Origin of the sequence: Rhizobium phaseoli (assembly GCF_010668805.1) — a bacterium.
Classification (GTDB): Bacteria; Pseudomonadota; Alphaproteobacteria; order Rhizobiales; family Rhizobiaceae; genus Rhizobium; species Rhizobium phaseoli_A.
Map to the genome: position 1 here is coordinate 478,263 of NZ_WUFT01000001.1, position 22,663 is coordinate 500,925.

15 protein-coding genes are annotated in these 22,663 nt (G+C 62.4%); 8 read left to right on the plus strand and 7 right to left on the minus strand.

Annotated features, from left to right (window positions below; translation table 11 throughout):
* Positions 1-270: 270 nt before the first annotated feature.
* From GR197_RS02480 to GR197_RS02495, 4 genes are all read right to left on the minus strand, one after another.
* Entirely contained in the window at positions 271-4,053 is a 3,783-nt protein-coding gene (locus GR197_RS02480) for a peptidoglycan-binding protein (protein ID WP_164006440.1), read from the minus strand.
* Positions 4,054-4,383: 330 nt separating this feature from the next.
* Entirely contained in the window at positions 4,384-4,749 is a 366-nt protein-coding gene (locus tag GR197_RS02485) for a VOC family protein (RefSeq protein WP_164006441.1), read from the minus strand.
* Positions 4,750-4,831: 82 nt separating this feature from the next.
* Positions 4,832-5,533 (minus strand): SDR family NAD(P)-dependent oxidoreductase, encoded by a 702-nt coding sequence (locus GR197_RS02490; RefSeq protein WP_164006442.1) that lies wholly within the window; start codon positions 5,531-5,533, stop codon positions 4,832-4,834.
* Positions 5,534-5,743: 210 nt separating this feature from the next.
* Positions 5,744-6,103, minus strand: a complete 360-nt coding sequence (locus GR197_RS02495) for a hypothetical protein (protein ID WP_164006443.1) — start codon at positions 6,101-6,103, stop codon at positions 5,744-5,746.
* Positions 6,104-6,474: 371 nt separating this feature from the next.
* On the opposite strand from GR197_RS02495, the gene GR197_RS02500 reads away from it, so the two are divergent.
* From GR197_RS02500 to GR197_RS02515, 4 genes are all read left to right on the plus strand, one after another.
* Complete coding sequence (locus GR197_RS02500) at positions 6,475-8,271, plus strand: acyl-CoA dehydrogenase C-terminal domain-containing protein (protein ID WP_164006444.1); 1,797 nt, start codon at positions 6,475-6,477, stop codon at positions 8,269-8,271.
* A 102-nt stretch (positions 8,272-8,373) separates the two neighbouring features.
* Positions 8,374-9,582, plus strand: coding sequence for an acetyl-CoA C-acetyltransferase (locus tag GR197_RS02505; RefSeq protein ID WP_164006445.1), 1,209 nt, complete (start codon positions 8,374-8,376; stop codon positions 9,580-9,582).
* A gap of 140 nt (positions 9,583-9,722) precedes the next feature.
* Positions 9,723-11,939 (plus strand): 3-hydroxyacyl-CoA dehydrogenase NAD-binding domain-containing protein, encoded by a 2,217-nt coding sequence (locus GR197_RS02510; protein WP_164006446.1) that lies wholly within the window; start codon positions 9,723-9,725, stop codon positions 11,937-11,939.
* 447 nt (positions 11,940-12,386) lie between these two features.
* Entirely contained in the window at positions 12,387-12,596 is a 210-nt protein-coding gene (locus tag GR197_RS02515) for a cold-shock protein (RefSeq protein WP_003545273.1), read from the plus strand.
* A gap of 170 nt (positions 12,597-12,766) precedes the next feature.
* Here GR197_RS02515 and GR197_RS02520 read toward each other — a convergent pair whose 3' ends face one another.
* Entirely contained in the window at positions 12,767-13,267 is a 501-nt protein-coding gene (locus tag GR197_RS02520; protein ID WP_164006447.1) for a MarR family winged helix-turn-helix transcriptional regulator, read from the minus strand.
* A 58-nt stretch (positions 13,268-13,325) separates the two neighbouring features.
* Between GR197_RS02520 and GR197_RS02525 the strand changes: the two genes are divergently transcribed.
* From GR197_RS02525 to GR197_RS02535, 3 genes are all read left to right on the plus strand, one after another.
* Positions 13,326-13,730, plus strand: coding sequence for a GFA family protein (locus GR197_RS02525; protein ID WP_164006448.1), 405 nt, complete (start codon positions 13,326-13,328; stop codon positions 13,728-13,730).
* A 120-nt stretch (positions 13,731-13,850) separates the two neighbouring features.
* Positions 13,851-14,315 carry a nuclear transport factor 2 family protein gene (locus GR197_RS02530; protein ID WP_164006449.1) on the plus strand — a complete coding sequence of 155 codons (465 nt, stop codon included), beginning with the start codon at positions 13,851-13,853 and terminating at the stop codon, positions 14,313-14,315.
* 261 nt (positions 14,316-14,576) lie between these two features.
* Complete coding sequence (locus tag GR197_RS02535; RefSeq protein ID WP_164006450.1) at positions 14,577-16,934, plus strand: methyl-accepting chemotaxis protein; 2,358 nt, start codon at positions 14,577-14,579, stop codon at positions 16,932-16,934.
* A gap of 61 nt (positions 16,935-16,995) precedes the next feature.
* Here the strand turns inward: GR197_RS02535 and GR197_RS02540 are convergent, their stop codons facing one another.
* Positions 16,996-18,189, minus strand: a complete 1,194-nt coding sequence (locus GR197_RS02540; protein ID WP_164006451.1) for an MFS transporter — start codon at positions 18,187-18,189, stop codon at positions 16,996-16,998.
* A gap of 190 nt (positions 18,190-18,379) precedes the next feature.
* Here GR197_RS02540 and GR197_RS02545 point away from each other — a divergent pair, with 190 nt between their 5' ends.
* Positions 18,380-18,937 carry a TetR/AcrR family transcriptional regulator gene (locus GR197_RS02545; protein WP_164006452.1) on the plus strand — a complete coding sequence of 186 codons (558 nt, stop codon included), beginning with the start codon at positions 18,380-18,382 and terminating at the stop codon, positions 18,935-18,937.
* Between the two features lie 3 nt (positions 18,938-18,940).
* Here GR197_RS02545 and GR197_RS02550 read toward each other — a convergent pair whose 3' ends face one another.
* A complete protein-coding gene (locus GR197_RS02550; RefSeq protein ID WP_164006453.1) occupies positions 18,941-22,444 on the minus strand; it encodes a PAS domain-containing hybrid sensor histidine kinase/response regulator in 3,504 nt (1,167 codons plus the stop codon).
* Positions 22,445-22,663: the final 219 nt, after the last annotated feature.

The following is a 22,663-nucleotide window of genomic DNA, read 5'->3' on the forward strand; positions in this document are numbered from 1 at the left end:
TGGGTTCGCGCCACAATCCTCGGCCTTGAGCCGAGGATCCATGCCGCGGCTGTTGGCGGATGCCGTGTGGATGCTCGGCTCAAGGCCGAGCATGACGGAGGGCGGGCGGGCACAAGGGACTGTTCACGGCTCAGAGCCCGGTTCTGGAATGCCATCCACCAACTGAACCAGCCCGTGCGGGTCACGGTCTAATCCGACTTGGCGACGGAGTAACCGCTTTCTCCTAACCTTTCAGCCAATGCGGATAAAGACCGTCCGCCGCGGCGCCTCTCAGATCGCCTTGGCCCCCTGCTTGTTGCGTTCGAGCAGTGCCTTGACGGTTGCGTCTGTCACCTTGCCGTCCGGCTCCTGGCCGACCGACTTCTGGAAGTTTTTGATCGCGGTCACGGTCTTTGCGCCCATTTCGCCATCGGGTGAGCCGGCGTCGAAACCGTTATTGTTGAGGATCGCCTGGATATTGCGGATCGCCTTCTTCATGTCGACGGTCGCCGTCTTGAGGCCGGTGCCGGCCCATTCGTCGGGAATGTCGATGGCGTTGGTGCGATGGTCGACCGGCTCCGGCTTCCAGAGATCGGCCTTGGCGCGCGCCCGCTCGAGTTGGTCCGGCTTCATGGCTTTGGCCACTTCGTCGCGTTTCTGCGCCGCGTCCTTGTCGCCGGCCTTGGCGGCGATCGAAAACCATTTGTAGGATTCTTCGATATCCGCCGGAACCCCGTTGCCCCTCGCGCAAAGGATCGCCAGGTTGAACTGGCTGTCGGTGATGCCGAGGTTGGCGGCCTTGGTGAACCATGAGGCGGCCGTCGCATAATCCTGCTGGCCGAGCGCGCCGGAGGCGTAGAGCACGGCGAGATTGTGCATGGCGCTGGCATTGCCCTGGCTTGCCGCCTGCTCGTAGAAGCCCTTCGCCTTCGCGATGTCGCGTTCGACGCCGTTGCCCTTCTCGTACATGCTGCCGAGCCGGTATTGCGCCGGCGCAAAGCCCTTGTCGGCCGAAAGCTGATACCAGCCTGCGGCCTGCTTCTGATCGACGGTGATGCCGTTGCGGCCGTCGGAATAACGCGCGCCGATCTCAAACAGGGCCAAGACATCGCCGGTTCGCGCCGCATCGGCAAGCGATTTCGGCTGGATGGTATCGGGAATGGTGATGGCGGACTGCGGTGCCGATGCGGCCGGCGTGTTTGCAACGAAGCCCGATGTCTCCTGCGCAGCACCCGACGGGGCGGCAGGCGCAAATGTCGCGGCGTCTTCGCCGTCGAGCGGTGCGGCATCGGTCAGATGATCGCCGGCAACTGGCGGGGTCGTCTCCGGCGCAGCCTGTTCGGCGGCCGGGGGCGTCGCCAGCGCTGTCGGAGCGGCCGTTTCTGCAGCGTTGGTGTCCGGCTGGGCGGATGTTGCCTCAGGCACGGCCGGCGGCGGATTCTCCGTCGCGCCGGTCAGCGCCGAGACTTCGGCTGGCGCCTGCGGGGCGCTCTCGCCGCTCGTCAGCGTCCGGGCAAGCGGGAAGGCCATGATCGCCAGCAGCACGGCGCCGACGGCCAGCAGGATCGGCCGGCGGTAGCGCGAAAAGGCGCTGGTCTTGCCCGTCTTGTCAGACCCATCGGTCTTGCCAGCCTTGTCGACGCTTGCGCCCTTCTTCTCGGCCTTGCCAGCTTGTTTCGGATTGGCGTCCACTTCCATGGCGGCGGCCTGCGCCGCACGGCGCGCGGCTGCGATATAATCGGCGCGATCGGTTTCGGCGGCAGGTTTGCCGCGTGCAGCGCTTTGGCTGGCGCGGACGCGTTCGAGGATCTTCTTCACGTCCGGTGCGCCCGAGCCCGGCTCGAGCAGTTCGTTTGCGGCATCCGTCGGCACCACGTCGGTCGGATCGATCGATGGCGCGGGGTCGATCATCGGGCGTTCGGTTGCCCGGCTCTCGGCTTTCTTGCCGGGCAGCAGCCGCTTGCCGAGGCTGGCGAGCAGGCTGGCCTTGGCCGGCGCCGATGCGTGCGTCGCAGCCTCCTGCGGCCTGGTCGCGGCTTCGATGGCGATCGTGCTCGTTCCGCTCATGGCATTGGCTTGCGCCGGGGCGGCAATTTCGGCTGTAACCTCGGCCGTGCGGATGACAGGAGAGGCCTTTGCTGTGAGGGCAGCGGCCGATGTCCTCTCCATCTCGGCCTCGGCCACCATCAGCGCGTAGGGATCGACATCGAAGTCGACATCGGCCACCGGCATCTGCGCACTCAACCGCCCGCCGCGCTCTTCCATGCCGTCGAGGCGGTCGGCGATATGCACCAGCGTCTCGTGCAGCGCCTTGAACGTCTTGTGCGTGCGCTCCTCGCTGTCGCGGCTGATATCCTCAAGGTGACGCAGATCCTCGGCCAGAGCCGTCAGCGCCGACATGTCGGCAGCGGGAACAGTGCCCTGCGGGCCGCCATGGCGCGAATAGGCCTCGACCACGGCTTCTGCCGCCTGGCGTGCTGCCTCGATGATATATTCGTCGCTGGTCGCCATATAGTCTTCGATCGCGCCCATGCGGCGATCGAATTCGGCAGGGATCGCGGCGCTTTCGCGCGGCGCGTTCATCAGTGCCGAAAGATTGGCGATCTGGTCTTCAAGGTTCTTCAGCGCATGTGGATCGGTCGGCGCTGCCGATGTGCTCTCTTCCAGCCGGGCGGCAATGTCGCTCAGCCGTCCTTCGAGACGCAGGAAGGCACCGTCATCGACCGCGGCGGCCGGTGCGGGCTGTTGATAGGCCATCTCGTCGATGCGCCGGGCGAGATGATCGAGCCGCTGCGCCAAGACGTCGTTGACCGCGCCGTTCTCAAGCGCATCGATCTTGCGGGAAATGTCGGAAAGCGCGCCGGTGAGATCGGGCTGCGTCGTCGTCTGCGTGCGCTCCAGGAGATAGGAAAGATGCTCCAGCCGTTCGTCGAGCCGTGACGTCGCTTCCGCCTTCGTCAGCTCTTCGACCCGTCCCGTCAGCGCCTCTAGTCGCATCGCCAGCTCGTCATCAGGCGTTGCGCGGTTGGCCGCATCATGGCTCATCAGGTCGATCTGATCGGCCAGTGCCGAAAGCCGGCCTTCCAGCCGCTGCATCAGCGCCGGATCGTTGGTGGCAGCCGCGCGCCCGCTTGCCGCGATTGCCCGGCTGATCTCGTCGAGCCGCGTGTCCATGGCGGCGAACTGTTCCGACATGACCCGGTCGTGCGGCTGGATCATGTTGCCGAACTGCTCCATCGCCGTGGCGATGGCGATGAGCTTGTCCTCAAGCGCCCGGACCGCCGGGCTTTCGCCCATGCCGCCGATATGGCGCTTGATGTCGTCGAGCCGGTAGGCGAGCGAAACCAGCTCTTCCTGCAGCCCCTCGGTATCGAGCGCCGCAAGCCGGCTCTCGAAGCCGTCCCAGCGGTTTTCCATATGGCGCAGCGAATCCTCGCGCGCCAACCCGTCCATCAGCGAACGCAGCTCCTCGAAATCTTCGCGCAGCCCGGTCGCCTCCGGGCCGCTCGAACGGCCGGTCAGCTGAGTGATGCTCTGGGCAAGGCGGCCCATATCGGCGCGCATGTCGTCGGCGAAGCGGCCGTCTCCGGCATTGGTCTTGATCTCGCGAAGTTCGGCGCGCAGCGCGGTCATCTCGCGGGTGACGCCTTCGGAAATATCGCGCTTCAGGTCCTGGCGCAGGTTGACGAGCGCCTGGGCGATCTCGGTCATCGTGTCGTCGCCCGCACGGAAGGCGGGTGCGGGTTGTGGTGCGGCGGCGCGCGGCGCGGGTTCGCGCAACTGCGGGGCCGGCTCGCGTGTGTAGGCTCGCTCGCGGCCCGCTTCAAGCGCGCGCTGACGCTGGCGGATTTCGGAAAGCGGATCCGGCCGCGGCTCGAGCGGCGCCCTTGCCGGGCGCGGAGCATTGGAGGCCGGGTAGGGTTCGCGCTCGGCCGGTGCCGTGCGCGGCCGCTGTTCGCGCCCGCTGCCCATCAGCCCTTCGATGCGTGCCTCCAGCCCTTCGATCGTGCGGTTCAGCGCATCGAGCGAGGTCCTGTCGGACTGTCGGGAAGGATTTGATCGCGATCCGTTCATCTTCTTGCTCGCTTCGACTGCTCGACTCCTCGTCAGAGCTCGATCCGTGGCTTTTCCGTCTGTGGCCGGCGTCTTCACGCCGACCGGAGCACATCATTCATAAGAGGTTAGTCAATTAGACTTTCCTCAAGCTGGACGATGTAGCGGCATCCCTGGGAAACGCGAGATTGGGAAAAGGAATGCGGATTGCTACTGCTCAATCCGCACCTTTCACGAAACGTGGTAAACAAGCCGTTAATGTCGATGAGAATTTTTTAACGTTTGTGTTCCAAACGCCGTCTTAGGCGGCAATTGCCCGTGAATTCGTCAGATCGAATGGCGGTGGGGCGCCTAGGTCGGCCGCTTATATTGCAGCTCGATCTTCACGCCTTCGGGACCATAGACGAAGACCGGGCCGAGATCGGTGTCGGGAATATCGTAATATTCGTAGCGATAGCCGCTCGCCTTGATGCGCTCCAGCGCTGGGCCGAATTCATAAAGGCTGAAGGCGACATGATTGAAGATTCCCGGCGGAAAATCGGTGCTGCGCGACGTCAGGCTGAGGTGGATGACCGGGCGTTCGTCCAGATAGAGCCAGTGGCCGGGCGAGTCGAAGGGTGGCCGATAGCCTTCCTCGACGCCGAGCACGGTTTTGAGGAAGCCGATCATACGAGGGGCATCGCGGGTATCGATGGTGACATGGTCCAGGCGCGGCATCGGTGTCCTCCCCTCAGTTCCGGCGACGAAACATAGTCTGTTCATTGTCGCCGCGAAAGCTGCCTTCTCCGCCGAGGGCAGCTCAGAAATTCTCCGTCCAGGGCCGGACTTCCACTTCCAGCGACCATGCGCTTCGGTGCTGGCGAAGCACGTCGATATAGGTCTGGGCGATCGCCTCCGGCGAGAGCGTGCCATCCGGCTTCTCCGCCAGGTCCGGCCGCATCTGCGAGCGCACCGCCCCGTCGATGACGAAATGCGCGACATGGATGCCCATCGGCCCGAGTTCACGGGCCGCGCTCTGGGCAAGGCCGCGCAGCGCAAATTTGCCCATCGCGAAGGGGGCCGATTGCGCATAACCCTTCACGCTCGCCGAAGCGCCGGTGAACAGGATGGCGCCGCGGCCGTGCGGTATCATCCGCTGCGCCGCCTGCTGCGCCACCAGAAAACCGCCGAAGGCGGTGGTCGCGATCGCCTTTTCGACATCGGCGGGATCGAGTTCGGCCAGCGGCCCGCGCAGGCGGGCGCCGGCGTTGAAGATCACCACGTCGGGACCGCCGAGCGCGCCGGCAGCCTCTTCGAACAGCGCCGCAACGCTTGCCGGCTGCGAGACGTCGGCGGCAAAGGCGCTGGCGCCGGTCTGCTCGATGAGCAGCTGGAGCTTTTCGACATTACGGGCGGCAAGCCCCACCTTGACGCCGAGCGCCGATAATTGCCGGGCAAGCGACGCACTGATGCCGGAGCCCGCGCCGACGATGAGGGCGCTGCCATAGGGAAAGTCGGTCATCATATCCTCCTCGATGAATCGTCCGGAAGACGTAGGAACTCCGAGCGGCCTTCGCTACTGCCCGTGCGAATTTCCGTGCGGGTGCGCCGCATCGATCGAATAGGCGCTGATGCGCGACAGGTGGATGAAGGAAAGGCCAGTCTCCTCCGCCCAGCCGTTGAAGGTGGGATCGAAGTCAAGACCGCGGCGGCTCTTTGCGCAGAGGCGCTACTACGGCTTGTCGATCAAAAGAGGAGCCACCAACGGCTTTGGTTTGTTACCCTTGTAAAACATCAGTCTTGCTAACGAACAGTAGCTCTTCAGATCGCCGTTGGCTTCCTTCTCAAGCCGCTTCATTTCTGACCGGAAATAGGGATCAAGGGGCGGAGAGATACCGGTTCCGGACTCATACCCGGCGAAGAAATCGCCATTTAATTCAAGCTTTCCGCAATACATACCCGCAACGACCGCCCCGGCGGAATAAGATAGGAACTGCTCTTTCGTCAACATGGGATGGGGCGTGGGTTCCTGGGCAATTACCACAGAACAACTGATCAACAATCCTGTGGCGGCACCAATTACATGTTTCAAATGCGATTTCCTGAACGCCCTATTTCATTATGCTCCGGTATAGCAGCTGGCCACCGAGCGATCGAAACCAATTTTTCGCGATGGTTAAGACAGTGCTGCTGACCTACCGCGATGCTACGATTTGCTGCCGCCGGCCCGAAGAGCTGGCCGCGTGATAGACGCTTCCGCTTATACCCCCCTCTGTGATGGAAAAGGAAGATGAGATGGCGTTTGTTCCTCGCGGCGCTTCGTCGCCGCGGATTCGTCCTCTCGAATTTTTCAAGAAAAGACGGTGCAACCCCGGAATTTGACGTTTACGCAAACGTCAATATTTTGTAAGACAGTGCCCGAGGCCGGCGCGACCCGGCAATCGAATGGGAGGAATTTGAGAGATGCCAGTCTACAAGGCCCCGGTGACCGATACGCTCTTCGTCCTGAACGACGTGCTGGGCCTCGAACGCTACAACAATCTTCCCGGTTTTGCCGACGCGACGCCCGACATGATCGAGGCGATCCTCGGCGAGGCTGGAAGGGTTGCCGAGGAGGCTCTCTTCCCGGTGAATTATTCCGGCGATCAGGAAGGCTGCCATCGCCACGACGACGCCAGCGTCTCGACGCCGAAGGGCTTCAAGGAGGCTTACAAGGCCTATCGCGAAGGCGGCTGGATCGGCCTTGCCGTGCCGGAGGAATTCGGCGGGCAGGGGCTTCCCTATACGCTGCATACCGCCGTTGGCGAATATACCTCCGCCGCCAACATGTCGCTGATGATGTATCCGGGCCTGACGCAAGGCGCGATCGCCGCGATCCTCGTCCATGGTTCGTCCGAGCAGAAGAGCACCTATCTGCCGAAGATGGTGGACGGCACGTGGACCGGCACCATGAACCTCACCGAGCCGCATTGCGGCACCGATCTCGGCATGCTGCGCACCAAGGCGGTGCCGCAGGCCGACGGCAGCTACAGGATCTCAGGCCAGAAGATCTTCATCTCCGCCGGTGAGCACGATCTCGCCGACAATATCGTCCACCTGGTGCTTGCCCGCATCGAAGGCGCGCCCGAGGGCACCAAGGGCATCTCGCTGTTCATCGTTCCGAAATTCCTGGTCGGCAAGGACGGTGCGCTCGGCGCCCGCAATGCTGTCTCCTGCGGCGCGATCGAGCACAAGATGGGCATCCACGCCAACGCCACCTGCGTGATGAATTACGACGAGGCGACGGGTTTCCTGATCGGCGTCGAAAACCGCGGCCTCAACGCCATGTTCGTGATGATGAACGAGGCCCGACTGATGGTCGGCCTGCAGGGCATCGCCATTTCCGAGATCGCCTATCAGAACGCCGCCAATTACGCCCGCGACCGTATCCAGGGCCGTTCGCTGTCCGGCCCCAAGGCGCCTGATAAGAAGGCCGATCCGATCATCGTTCATCCCGATATTCGCCGCACCCTGATGACCATCCGCGCCTTCAACGAGGCTGGCCGCGCCTTCCTGCTGTGGACCGCGCTCAAGTCGGACATTGCCCACCGCGCCACCGACGACAAGGAGCGCCAGACGGCCGACGATATTCTCGGCCTCGTCACCCCGATCCTCAAGGGCGTGATGACCGACAAGGGCTTCGATCATGCCGTCATGGCCCAGCAGGTCTTCGGCGGCCATGGCTATATCGAAGAACACGGCATGAGCCAGTATGTGCGCGATGCCCGCATCGCCATGATCTACGAAGGCGCCAACGGCATTCAGGCGCTCGATCTGGTCGGCCGCAAACTCGCCCTGAACGGCGGCCGCGCCGCCATGGCGCTGTTCAAGGAGATCGGCGATTTCTGCGAGGAGAATCGGGATAACGAAAAGCTCTCCTTCTTCACCAAGCATCTGAAGAAGGGCTTGAACGACGTCCAGGGCGCGACCATGTGGTTCATGCAGAACGCCATGGCCAAGCCCGACAATGCCGGCGCCGGCTCCACCGATTACATGCACCTCTTCGGCCTCGTCGTTCTCGGCTATATGTGGGCAAAGATGGCGAAAGCCGCCGAGGACGGCCTCGCATCCGGCGACGGAGCCCGCGAGGATTTCCTGAGGAATAAGCTGATCACGGCGAAATTCTTCATGGAGCGCATCATGCCGGAAACCGCCCTTCGCAAGGCCCGCATCGAAGCCGGCGCCGACACGATGATGGAACTGGCCGCCGAAGCGTTTTGAGCTAACGGACTCCCTCCCCCTTGTGGGGAGGGTTGGGGAGGGGTCTTCTCTCCTCCTTCCAAGATTCGAGGCAAGATAGATTGCCGCCAGGGAGACGAGACAATGACCGAGGTTTTCATTTACGATCACGTCCGCACACCGCGCGGCCGCGGCAAGAAGGACGGCGCCCTGCATGAGGTGCCCTCCGTCCGCCTTGCGGCCAAGACGCTGGAGGCGATCCGCGACCGCAACGGGCTCGACACAGCGACCGTCGACGACATCATCATGGGCTGCGTCGATCCCGTCATGGATGCCGGCGCCGTCATCCCCAAGGCAGCCGCCTTTGAAGCCGGTTACTCCAACAGGGCGCCCGGCATGCAGATCTCCCGTTTCTGCGCCTCCGGCCTCGATGCCGTCAATTTCGGCGCCGGCAAGATTGCCCAAGGGGCCGACGACATCGTCATCGCGGGCGGCGTCGAAAGCATGTCGCGCGTCGGCCTCGGCATGTCGGGCGGCGCCTGGTTCATGGACCCCTCGGTGAATTTCCCGGCCTATTTCATGCCGCAGGGTGTCTCGGCCGATCTGATCGCCACCAAATACGGTTTCAGCCGAACCGATGTCGACGCCTACGCCGTCGAGAGCCAGAAGCGCGCCGCCCATGCCTGGCAGCAGGGCTGGTTCGATAAGTCGATCGTTTCGGTCAAAGACCAGAACGGTCTGACGATCCTGGATAAGGACGAGCATATGCGCCCCGGCACCGACATGCAGGCGCTGGCGTCCCTCAACCCCTCCTTCCAGATGCCCGGCGAGATGGGCGGCTTCGAGGCCGTCGGCATCCAGGCCCATCCGGAAATCGAGCGCATCAACTATGTCCACCATGCCGGCAATTCCTCCGGCATCGTCGATGGCGCCGGCCTCGTCCTGCTCGGCTCGAAGGCCGGCGGTCAGAGCATGGGCATAAAGCCGCGCGCCCGCATCAAAGCCTTCGCCAATATCGGCTCCGATCCGGCCCTGATGCTGACCGGACCTGTCGATGTCACCGAGAAGCTGCTGAAGCGGACCGGCATGCGCCTTGCCGACATCGACCTCTTCGAGCTCAACGAAGCCTTTGCCGCCGTGGTGCTGCGCTATATGCAGGCCTTCGACATCGACCACGACAGGATCAACGTCAATGGCGGCGCCATCGCCATGGGCCATCCGCTCGGCGCCACCGGTGCGATGATTCTCGGCACGGTGCTGGACGAGCTCGAACGCCGCGACTTGAACACCGCGCTGGTGACGCTCTGCATCGGCGCCGGCATGGGCACGGCGACGGTTATCGAACGCGTTTAATGGGATTTAACCCTCCCCCTTGTGGGGAGGGTCGAGCAAAGTGAGGGGAGGGGTCTTTTGTCGAGAAGCCCCTCCCCAACCACTCCCCACAAGGGGGAGGGGCTTCACCGCAAGAGAATTCAGGGAGAGGAATTCCCAAGATGAGCACCTACACCAATTTCACGCTCGAAACCGACGCCGACGGCATCGCTCTCGTCACCTGGGACATGCCCGGCAAATCGATGAACGTCTTCACCGCCGAAGTGATGGCCGAGCTCGACGCCATTATCGACGCCACGGTTGCCGATGCCGCCGTCAAGGGTGTCGTCATCACCTCGGGCAAGTCCACCTTCTCCGGCGGCGCCGATCTGTCGATGGTCAAGTCGACCTTCACTTTCTACCAGGATGAGAAGGAAAAGAGCCCGCAAACGGCCGTGCAGAAGCTCTTCGATAGGGTCGGCAGCATGACCGGCCTGTTCCGCAAGCTCGAAACATCGGGCAAGCCCTGGGTTTCCGCCATCAACGGCACCTGCATGGGCGGCGCCTTCGAAATGTCGCTTGCCTGCCACGGCCGCGTCGCCTCCAATGCCAAGAGCGTCAAGATCGCGCTGCCCGAGGTCAAGGTCGGCATCTTCCCCGGCGCCGGCGGCACACAGCGTGTGCCGCGCCTGGCCAATGCCCAGGATGCGCTGCAGATGATGACGACAGGCCAGTCGCTGACCGGCTCCCGCGCCAAGGCGATGAACCTCGTGCATCAGGTGGTCGAGCCGGACCAACTCATCCCCGCCGCCAAGCAGATGATCAAGGATGGCCTGAAGCCGATCGCCCCCTGGGACGAGAAGGGGTTCAAGGCGCCCGGCGGCGGCATCTGGACGCCGGCCTCGGCCCAGCTCTGGCCGGCAGCACCCGCGATCCTGCGCCGGGAGACTTCGGGCAATTATCCGGCAGCGCTTGCCATCCTGAAGTGCGTCTATGAAGGCTTGCAGGTGCCGTTCGACACCGGCCTGAAGATCGAGCAGCGTTATTTCACCGAGGTAGTGCAGACCCGCGAAGCCTTCTCGATGATCCGTTCTCTGTTCATCTCCATGCAGGAACTCGGCAAGGGTGCGCGCCGTCCAGCCGGTCACCCGAAGACCGAGCTGAAACATGTCGGCGTCGTCGGCGCCGGCTTCATGGGCGCCTCTATCGCTTATGTCACCGCCGCCGCCGGCATTCCGGTGACGCTGATCGACCGTGACTTGGAGGCTGCTGCCAAGGGCAAGGCTGTCTGCGAAGGTCTCGTCAAGGATTCCGTCGGTAAGGGGAGATTTACGCAGGACGAGGCCGCAGCCCTGCTCTCCCGCATCACGCCCTCGGCCGATTACGCCGACCTCGCCCATGCCGATCTGGTCATCGAGGCGGTGTTCGAGGATCGCGAGGTGAAGAAAGCGGTCATCGAGGCTGTGGAAGCCGTGCTGCCGGAAGGCGCGATCTTCGCCTCCAATACCTCGACCCTGCCGATATCAGGGCTGGCAAAGAATTCCAAACGCCGCGCCGATTTCATCGGCATCCATTTCTTCTCGCCGGTGGAAAAGATGATGCTGACCGAGGTCATCCTCGGTAAGGAGACCGGCGACAGGGCGCTCGCCGTCGCGCTTGATTATGTCGCGGCGATCAAGAAGACGCCGATCGTCGTCAACGACACCCGCGGCTTCTTCGTCAATCGCTGCGTGCTGCGCTACATGTCGGAAAGCTACGATATGCTGATCGAAGGCGTGCCGCCCGCCATGATCGAGAATGCCGCCAAAATGGCCGGCATGCCGGTGGGACCGTTGGCGCTCAACGATGAAGTCGCCATCGACCTGTCGCTGAAGATCCTCAAGGCCACCGCCGCCGATCTCGGCGAGACGGCGATTGATCCGAGGCATATGGAGCTCATCTCCCGCATGGTGGAAAAGGAGGGTCGCTTCGGCCGCAAGAATTCCAAGGGCTTCTACGATTATCCGCCGAAACCGGCGAAGAAATCGCTCTGGCCCGAGTTGAAGAGCCTCTACCCGCAGAAGAAGGCGGATGACATTGACATCACAGTCCTAAAGCAACGCTTCCTCGTCACCATCGCGCTCGAAGCCGCCCGCACCGTCGAGGAAGGCATCGTCACCGATCCGCGCGAGGCCGACGTCGGCTCGATCCTCGGCTTCGGCTTCGCGCCCTATACCGGCGGGGCGCTGAGCTACATCGACGGCATGGGCGCAACGGCCTTCGTGGACTTGGCGGAAAAGTTAGCTAGGACTTACGGAGATCATTTCAAGCCGACGCCGCTGCTGAGGGATATGGCTGCCAAGGGTGAGACGTTTTACGGACGGTTCGATCCCTATGCGGGGGCGAAGGTGGCGGCGTAAGCTGTTTTAGGGCGGGCGACTTTTACCGTCATACCGTGGCCGCCCCCTCTGCCCTGCCGGGCATCTCCCCCACAGGTGGGGAGATCGGCTGGGCGCACCGCTTCCCCAATCAACTGGCGTCGCAGCCGGGTCAACGGTAGGGAGACGGAAAGGTTTGGCCACTTGCCAATCTCCCCACCTGTGGGGGAGATGCCCGGCAGGGCAGAGGGGGCTTGCACGGCACGACGTTCAAAAAATGCTCCACCAAGCTGAACTCGACTTTTCCGTGCTGCGGCCTTGCCACGGACACAATTTCCGATTAAACGTTCTCGCATCGATCTTGCTAGATGAACTTTGAAACGACGCTCGCGTCGTTCCTGGCGAACTTCCTCCAAAATCGGTTTTCATCGCTGCTCGGCATTTTTCCGGGCTGCAATCTTCTATGAACGATTCGAAAAGGATATCGTCATGAGCACAGGTACCGTTAAGTGGTTCAACGCAACCAAGGGCTTCGGCTTCATTCAGCCGGATGACGGCGCTGCCGACGTTTTCGTCCACATCTCGGCCGTTGAACGCGCCGGCATGCGTGACCTCAAGGATGGCCAGAAGCTGTCTTACGAGCTCGTCCGCGACAACAAGTCCGGCAAAATGTCTGCAGACCGCCTCCAGGCGGCCTAAATCTTGACGCGTCCTCTTGGATGCGTGAAGTTTTGAATATCATCTCCCTATCGTGACCACGGATGTACTGGCACGGTTCGTTGAGATGGCAGGGAAGGTCGGGTTAGCCCGGCCTTTTTCGTATCTGGTCGGCCGATGCCGCGCCTCCTCAAGAACTGCCGTTCGAATTCTCAGTCGCGAGACGCCTCTACGGCCTCCAGCATCTCCATCACCCGCGCCATCACCGCCCTCGCGGCATCGAGCTCGGTAGCTGTAAACGCGGCGCCCAGCCCATCCGCCCATCCGGCCTGCGCCGCCTCGATCAGCCCCAGCCGTGCGGCTCCTTCGGCCGTCAGCCGGACCAGCTTGGCCCGCTGGTGCTGCGGGTTGTCGGCATAGGCGATCAGCCCTTCCTTCTCCAGCACATCGGCAAGCCGTTGCACGCCCTGGCGGGCGAGACCGAGCGCGCGGGCAATCTGCGCCACCGACATGTCGCCTCGCCTTGCCGCAGCCAGCACCTGCCAGCGCGCGCTTGTCTGTCCTGCAGGCTTTGCCAGATGGTCGCCCGCCGCCGTCAGATGGCCGGCCAGGCGAAGGGCGGTGATTGCGAAAGCGGAAAAGGCATTCCCTTCCATCGTCCGCTCCGGTCGATTTTGTTTGACAACATGTTGTCCATTTTGTATTTCATTCATAGTGACAACATATTGTCATATGGCGGCGCTGAACGCAACATCGAAGGAGGAGCGCGACATGAAGAAAACCCATAAGGGAAGCTGCCACTGCGGCAGAGTGCACTACGAGGTGGACATCGACCTCGAGGAGGGCACTGGCCGATGCAATTGTTCGATCTGCGCCAAGCGGCGTTATTGGGGCGCCAACGTCAAGCCGGAAGATTTTCGGCTGATGTGCGACGAGGCTGAGACATCGGACTACCAGTTCAACACGATGAGCGGTCATCACCGCTTCTGCCGCACCTGCGGCGTGCCGGCCTACGGCAACGGTTATGTCGAGGCGATCGGCGGCGCCTATGTCTCGATCAACATCGCCTGCCTCGACGATATCACTCCTGAGGAACTGGCAGCCTTATCAGTCCGTTATTACGACGGCAGGCACGATGCCTGGTGGAACGAGCCTGAAGTGACGAGTTATCTCTGAAGCAATTCAGGCAAGACTGCGCGGCGGTTTTGCATCCGGAATGACGCAAAGAGAAATGCATCTTGTCGGATCGTCCTCCCGCCGTTCGTCCTCTGTCTATCGTGAAAAAGGAGAACGGTTGTGAAAGACGAAGCCAATGCCAGGCACGAAGAAGAGGCAATCATCGCCATGCTGATGATGCGGGCCAAGGCGCTCGGTGAAAAGAACGCCGAAGAGGCGCTTTCCTATGAGGCTGAGGATTCCGTCGAGTTTTCGCTGGCGCCGCCGCTCGTCATCAATGGCAAGGACGAGGCCGGCGTGCAGGCCTGGTTCGATACCTGGGAAGGCCCGATCGGCGGCGAAGTGCGCGATGCCAGATTGACGGTCGGCGGCGATGTCGCCTTCTGGAGCGGTCTGACGCGCATGACCGGCACCAAGACCGATGGCACCGCGGTCGATCTCTGGTTCCGCCAGACCCTCGGCCTCGTCAAGCGGGATGGCCGCTGGCTGGTCGTCCATCAGCACGCTTCCGTCCCCTTCGCCATGGATGGCAGCGGCCGCGCGCTGCTCGATCTGACGCCGCAAAGTGCTGGCCCTGTTGAATAATTGCGTTGCCGGTCAAGCATCTCGCGCAGACTGTGCAGCGGTTTTGCGGCAAAGGAATATCTAAAAACAAAGACTTAAATCACGAGCGCGAACTTGAGGGATCGCGAGCGTGATTTAGAGAATAAGAACTTTGTTTTAATCAAATTTTGCAAGCATGGGGATTGGGAGGCCTTCAGTTTCTGCTGGATGACGGTTGTTTAAACGTGCCGGCGAATTGGACTTAAGGCGTGCGTTAGTACAGCAGCGAAGGCGGGCGGGAACATGCTTTTCAAGTCTACGACAAGTCGCAATCTTTTCTCTGTGGCGGCCTGCGGCGTCATTGCCGTTATTGTCGCTTCGGGTGCCATTTTCTATCGGTCCTATACCGAAATTCGCAGCGGCAGCATCGAACAGATGCGCCAGATCGCGACATCAGAGGCGCTGAAAGTCGAAAGGGATATCGGCGGTACCGTGCATATCGTGGACGGACTGGACTCGGTGCTGACGACGATGAAGGAGATGGGCGACACTGATCGTGCCAGGGCGGACAAGGTCCTGCTCAACCTGCTGCAAGCCAACCCCCCAGTCCTTGGAACTTGGACCGGATGGGAACCGAATGCTTTCGACGGCAAGGACAAGGACTATGTCGGCAAGGAAGGACACGACGCGACAGGCCGCTATGTGCCCTATTGGGTGCGGAGCGGGGGGCAGATCACGCATACGGCGTTGACGGATTACACCGTGGCCGGAGCGGGCGATTACTATCAACTGCCGTTTACGCAGCGCAAAACCGTTGTCATCGAGCCGTATTCTTATGCGATCGATGGAAAAGACGTCTTGATGACCTCTGTCACCAAGCCGATTGTCATCGATGGCAAGGCGGTCGGCGTTGCAGGCCTTGACCTTTCGCTCCAGGACACCAACAAGGCGCTGTCAGCGGTTCGACCGATGGGAGCGGGCTTGCTTGGCCTGGTGACCACTGCCGGCAAGATCGTCAGTCATCCGGATGCAGGTCTCATCGGCAAAAGCCTTTCCGAAACCGGAGCGAAAACTGCGGATTGGGACCGTCTGATCGCCAATCCCGGTGTTGAGCGTGAAGTGACCAATGAAGACGGCAGTGTCTCCCTGGCAATTGCCATCGCCGTCAAGCTTGCCGAGAGCCCCAATTGGTATGCGATCGTTTCGGTTCCGAAGGCAACACTGTTCGGGCCGCTCTATGCGGTGGTGCGGGATGCCATCGTCGCGACGAGCCTGGCGGCGGTGCTGCTGGGTCTTGCCGGGTGGCTGATCGCACGCCGGTTTGTAGGCCGGATTTCCGGCGTCATCGCCGAGACCGCCGAGATTGCCGCGGGCAAGCTCGATGTGACCCTGAAGGATGGCGAGGCGAAGGATGAAATCGGCGACCTGTCGCGCTCGCTGAAGGCGCTGCTGGAGGGCAATCGCGCAAAGGCGCGGCTGGAGGCCGAGGCATCAGAAAACCGCGCGCTGCAGGAAAAGGAGCGTGCCGAGCGCGCCCGGATCGACCAGGCCCAGGAAGCGGACGTCAAATTCGCCGTCGGTGAATTGGCACTTGGCCTGGCGAAGCTTTCGGAAGGCGACATGACGGTCGCACTCGATCATGCTTTCGCAGCAACGCTGGACGAGACTCGCATCAATTTCAACGAGTCGGTCGTTAAATTGCGTTCGGCGCTGGTGTCTTTCTCGCAAAATGCCGAGGTCATCCAAAGCGGCACCGAGGAGATCCGTTCTGCGGCCGACGATCTTGCCCGGCGCACGGAACAGCAGGCTGCCTCCGTTGAAGAAACTGCCGCAGCGCTCGAGCAGATCACCACATCCGTCAAGGATTCCACGGCACGTGCGGAAGAGGCCGGATCGATGATTGTTCGCACCAAGGAAAATGCCGAACGGTCCGGCCAGATCGTGCAGCGGGCTGTCGAAGCGATGAATGACATCGAACAGTCGTCCAAGTCGATATCGAATATCATCGGCGTCATCGACGAGATCGCCTTCCAGACGAACCTGCTTGCGCTGAATGCCGGCGTCGAGGCCGCGCGCGCCGGTGAAGCCGGCAAGGGCTTCGCCGTCGTTGCCCAGGAAGTCCGTGAATTGGCGCAGCGCTCGGCTGGCGCAGCCAAGGAGATCAAGGCGCTGATCGGCGCTTCGGGCGGCCAGGTGCGACATGGTGTTGCCCTGGTGCGTGAGACCGGCGATGCCTTGGACGGGATTGTTCAGGAGGTGCAGCAGATCGACCGCAATGTCCACGCGATCGTTCAATCCGCCCGCGAGCAGTCGACCGGCCTTCAGGAAATCAATACCGCCGTCAATCAGATGGATCAGGCGACGCAGAAGAATGCGGCGATGGTCGAGGAGTCGAATGCGGCGGCCCACACGCTTGCGACCGAGGTCTCCGCCCTGTCCGGACGGTTGGGCCAGTTTCGCCTCGATACCGGCACGGGCATGACGTCGGCGATATCGCGCTCGAATGCGCCGCGTCCGATCGCCGCTCCGAAAATCGTATCATCGCACACGGCCATCCCGGTTCCCTCTCCGGCCCGTGCATTGAAGAGGACGCTGGCGACCGCTCTGGGTGGCGGTTCAAAGGCAACCGCTCCGGCCGACCACGGCTGGGAGGATTTCTGACCCGATCCGTTCAACGGAACGCGGTGACGGATCCCCGTCACGGGTGGTCGCGGCCACGCCCTCACGCGGTCGCCTTCCGACGGCCGGCGCGAAGCCCCAGCAGTCCGACGCCCATCAGCAGCAGGATGGCCGTCGCATAGATATCGGTCGTCAGGGCATAACCGGCCGATTTCGCCAGGAACCCGGCAAGGATCGCCGGCAGGCTGAAGGCGAGATAGCTCTGGACATAGAAGGCCGATAGCAGTCCGGCCCGCTCATCCGCCTTGGCGAGCGGCATGATGGTGCCGATCGAACCGAGGAAATTGGTTCCGAAACCGGCGCCGGTGAAGACCGTGCCGATGAGAAGCAGCGGCACATTGGCGAGATGCACGCCGGCAACCACCGTCAAAATGCCGAGCGTTTTGGCCGACACGCCGAAACCGAGATTGGCCGAGGCCGACTTGCTGCGCCTGAGATAGACGGCGATCGCCCCGCTCGCCATCAGCGCGGTCACGACGGCCCCGCCGGTCAGCGGCGCGCCGCTGCCGGTGGTGCTGGCGACCAGCGACGGGACCAGCGAGAGATAGAAGCCGGCGAGCGTCCAGTTGGCGATGTTGATCGGCGTCACCAGCGACAGCGGCCGTTTCACCTGCTGGGGAATGGCGACGCTCGGGATCAGCGAACCGAGCGCGCCCGGTCGCGTGCCGCCGGTCTCGTGCGTCAACCAGATGCCGGCTGCCAGCACCGTGAAGGCAAGGAGCAGCAGCGCATAGGTGAGATGCATCGGGAAGGGGCCGTATTGGATCAAAGCGCTGGTGCCGACCGCGCCCACCGCCATGCCGCAAAGCGGCGCGATCGAATTGACGATCTGCCCCTTTGCCCGGTCGACATCGACGAGAGCGGCGCCAAGCGAGGCGCCGGCGATCCCGGTTGCAATACCTTGGACGATCCGCGCCGCGATCAGCCAGCCGGGGCCGCTGGCGATAACGAAGAGGCCCATGGCGATGATTTCGAGCACCAGGGCGAAAAAGATCACCGGCTTGCGGCCGAGATGATCGGAGATCGAACCGGCAGTCAGCAGTGCCGCCAGCAGCGCGAAAGCGTAGACCGCGAAGACCACCGTGATCAGCACCGGCGAAAGCGAGAAATTTTCCTGATAGATCCGGTAGAGCGGCGTCGGCGCCGCGGAGGCGCCGAAGAAGGTGGCGAGCGTCAGCGCATGAAAACCGATCGAGGGTCTCTGCGCATTCCCGGTGGATTTGGCTGCGGCGACCATATATAAGTCCTCTTAAAGCTAATCCGTTGCGTTAGCTCCATGTAGGACGAATGCATGGTAAAGGCAAATTCTTTGCGTTTATGGTTCTGTCAAAGATATTGAACCATGGTATGCCTGTCGCCCGGAAGTGTGCCGCGGTTCCGGGATAACGACATGCATAAAACAAAGAAACGAAAGTTGGATTGCAGGCATGGCGGTAAAAGAGACTCTCCGTCCGGGCGGTAGAAGCGCTCGGGTTCAGGCATCGGTGCATAAGGCGGTCCACGAGTTGCTGGCCGAGATGAACCGCGCTGAGGTGACGATCCCGCTGATCGCCGCCAGGGCCGGCGTGACGCCGTCGACCATCTATCGCCGCTGGGGTGAGCTGCAGGCGCTTCTTGCCGATGTTGCCGTCGAGCGGCTGCGGCCGGATATGCAGCCGGTCGATGCCGGCAGCGGTAAGGCGGACCTCGAAGCCTGGGCCGAGCAGTATGCCGAGGAAATGTCCTCCGGGCCGGGCCGCGAGATGATCCGCGACGTGCTGGCTGCGCAAACGGGCGCAAATGCCTGCAAATGCAGCGAATATACCCGCCAGCAGATCATAGTCATCGCCGAAAGGGCAAAGGCGCGCGGCGAGATCTTTCCGGATCTCGACCGCGTTATGGATCAGGTCGTGGCGCCGATCATGTACCGCATCCTGTTCGGTGACGTGCCGGATGCGGCGCGTGTGCGCGATCTTATCGCGCGTGTCATGAGTACTGTGAACTGACTGTTACTCCGCAGCCGCGCGCTTCAACCCGGAAATCTGGGTGATATAGGCGCGCAGCGCTGCCGGCCGCACCGGCTTGTGCTGAACGGCGATGCCGTATCGCTCGGCTTCGCTGCGCACCTCCGGCGTCCGGTCGGCCGTGATCAGCAAAGCGGGGATATCGGCGCCGAACTGCCGACGAAGATGCAGGATTGCGGCAATGCCGGTGCCGTCGTCGAGATGATAATCGGCGATGACGAGATCCGGCGGCCCGCCATGGCCGTCGCTTGATATCACCTCGGCGAGACTATCCAGCGCCTCCACCTCGCAGCCCCAGCCGCTGAGCAGCAGCCGCATACCTTCGAGAATCTTTGGTTCATTATCGATGCAGAGGATCTTCAGCCCCTTGAGCGGTTGCCCCGGCCGGTCGGCAGCAGTGGTTGCCGTTGCAGCCTCCGCGGGACGCGAAACGTCGAGCGGCATGGCGATGCGGAATTCCGTGCCCTTGCCATGCGTCGAGTGCAACTCCACAGGATGGTTGAGAACGCGAGCGATGCGATCGACGATCGACAGGCCGAGCCCGAGGCCGGAGGCGGTTTTGGCGCCTTCGTCCAGCCGGGCGAATTCCTTGAACACCGTGCGGAATTTCGACGGAGGAATGCCGATGCCGGAATCGATCACCTGAATGATCACCTGGTTGCCGCGCCGCCGCGCCCCGACCAGCACCTTGCCGGTGATCGTGTATTTGATGGCGTTGGAAACGAGGTTCTGCACCAGCCGACGCAGAAGATTGGGGTCGGAGCGCACCCTGAGCGACGTCGGCATGACCACCAGCTTCAGCTGTTTTTCGCGGGCGATCGGCGCAAAATCGGTCTCGATCCGCTCCAACAGGTCGGAAAGTGCGACGGCGGCAAGCCGCGGCCGCATGGCGCCGGTATCGAGCCTAGAGATATCGAGCACGGCGCCGAGAATGGTTTCGACCGATTCCAGCGCCGAATCGATATTGCGCACGATCGGGCTGTTGTCGGATTGCGCCATGCGCTCGACCAGCGCCGAGGAATAAAGCCTGGCGGCGTTCAGCGGCTGCAGAATATCGTGGCCGGCGGCGGCGAAAAAGCGGGTCTTGCCGATATTCGCCTCGTCGGCGGCGGCGCGCGCCTCGGCGAGTTCGTGGTTGACGCGGGTCAGCTCGGCGGTGCGTTCGGCGACGCGCTGCTCCAGCGTCTCATTCGCCTGTTTCAGCGCCTGGTCGGCGCTGACGCGCTGGGTGATGTCGGTGAAGGTCGCGACAATGCCCTTGTCGGGCATGGCGTTGGAGCGCACCTCGATGATCCGCTCGCCGCCGCTGAGCACCAGCGCGAAGGGTTTGTCGAGCGTCAGGAAATGCCGCACCGTCTGATTGAGATCGCCGGGCGCGATGTCGCCGCGCTCACTCAGCGTGGTGACGATGTCGGCGAGGGGAAAACCGACCTGGCCGGCACTTTCCGGCAAGTCCAGCAATTGCCGGAAGCGCCGGTTCCAGATCGTCAGCCGGTTGGAACTGTCGAACACCGCGATGCCCTGGTCCATCTGCGAAAGTGCGGTCTGCAGCATGTCCTGGTTATATTGCAGCGCCTCGCTTGCCTGGTCGAGCAGCCAGGCGGTGTCGGAAGAGGCATCCTCGATCTTCTGCAGGATCAATGACAGCACCAGCCGGGCCGAGGACGAGCCGATGGCGCTGCCGAGCAGCTGCTCGCTGAAATGGATGAGCGCCATGTCGGCCGGCTGTTCGTCCTCCAGCTTGCGGCCGGAGCTTTGCTCATAGGTTGTCAATGAGCGCTGCATGCGCTCTTCGCCGAGATAACGCGAGATCGCCGCCTTGAGATCGCCGACGCTGATGCGGGTCTTCCAGCCGCGCGTGGCAAATTGCGAGCGCGAATGCCGCTTGACGAAGATGCCGGCCTGGATGCGTTCGAGCGGCCGGGCATTGCGGGTGAGCGAGCCGACGACGAAGAAGGCGGTGTTGACGAGCAGGCTCATCGCTGTTGCATTGACCAGCGGATCGGCGTCGGCTGCGCTGAACAATGTCGTGCCGGGAAAGATGAAGCCGAGCACGGCGCTCGCCACATAGGAATAATCGGGACCGCCGAGCGAGGGCAGGAACAGCAGGTAGATCCAGATGATGAAGCCGGAGGAAAGCCCGAGGATCGCGCCGCGCGCATTCGCCCGCCGCCAGATCAGCCCGCCGATGAGGGCAGGAGCGATTTGCGCGATGGCGGCAAAGGAGAGAAGGCCGATCGAGGCCAGGCCGGCGGTGCTGTCGGTCGAGCGGTAATAGGCGTAGCCGAACAGCAGCACGGCGAAAATCGCGCTGCGGCGGATGTTGAGCAGCGTCTTGGCGAAATTGTCGCGCTGGCTGGCGCGGCCGGCGAGTTTGCGCCGAAGGAAGATCGGCATGATGATGTCGTTCGACACCATGATCGACAGCGCCACGGAATCGACGATGACCATCGCCGTTGCGGCGGAGAAGCCGCCGATGAAGGTGATCAGCGACACCACCGGCATCTCACCGGCAAGCGGCAGCGACAGCATGTAGAAATCGGCGTTACCCGCGCCGCCGAAGGTCAGCAGCCCGCCGATCGCCACCGGCAACACGAAGAGATTGATCGCGATGAGGTAGGTGGGAAACAGGAAGCCGGCGAGTTTTAGCTGTTTCGGCGTCCGGTTTTCGACGACCGTCACGTGGAATTGCCGCGGCAGCAGGATGATCGCGAAGGCCGAAAGCAGGATCAGCGTTATCCAGCGGCTGATCGGCGTATGGTAGTTGAGCGCCGACATGACCAGCTCATTGTCGACGGTCTTCTGCCAGAGATCGGTCGGGCCATCGAAGAGAAACCAGATGACGCAGAGGCCCGCGGTCAGGAAGGCGACGAGCTTGACCACGGATTCCATCGAGACCGCGAGGATCAGGCCATCCTGATGCTCAGTCGCATCCGTATGGCGCGTGCCGAACATGATGGCGAAGCAGGCAAGCACCAGCGTCGCGATAAGCGGCAGATCCAGGAAGTAGAGATTGCCGCTGCCGATGCCGTAATCGGACGGGTTGACCATGGCGCTGACGGTGCTGGAGATCGCCTTGAGCTGCAGCGCGATATAAGGAATGGTGCCGATCAGCGAGATCAGCGCGACGATCGTTGCGACCGTCGGGTTTTTGCCGTAGCGCGCGGCGACGAAATCGGCAACCGAGGTGAGCTTCTCGGCCTTGGCGAGCTCGATGATCCGGCGAAGCATCGGCATGGCGAGCGTGAACACCAGGATCGGGCCGATGTAGATGCCGGCAAATTCCAAACCGCGCTGCGCCGCAAGCCCGACGCTGCCGAAATAGGTCCAGGAGGTGCAGTAGATCGCCAGACTGAGCGCATAGACCACCGGCCATCCGCCTTCGAGGTCGCCTTGGTCGCGCTTCTTGCGGTCGCCATAGCTTGCCACGGCGAAAAGCAGAAGCAGATAGCCGAAGGCAGACGCGAATATGACCCAGCCTGGAAGCATTGACCCTCCGCCGACGGAAAATCCGCCGGGACCTCTCGCAACGTGGAGCAGCTTAAGTCATTTCAGGTGCTTTGAAAATTCCTGCCCGTCTAGGCCTTAAGTCAAAGACCGCCAGAGGTATCGCCAAATAATTGCGATTGCCGATTGATTAATTGCAGTGAAGATGTAGCTAATAAAAGCAATCGTATACTGTCAGAAATGGATCGAAGGGGGACGGAT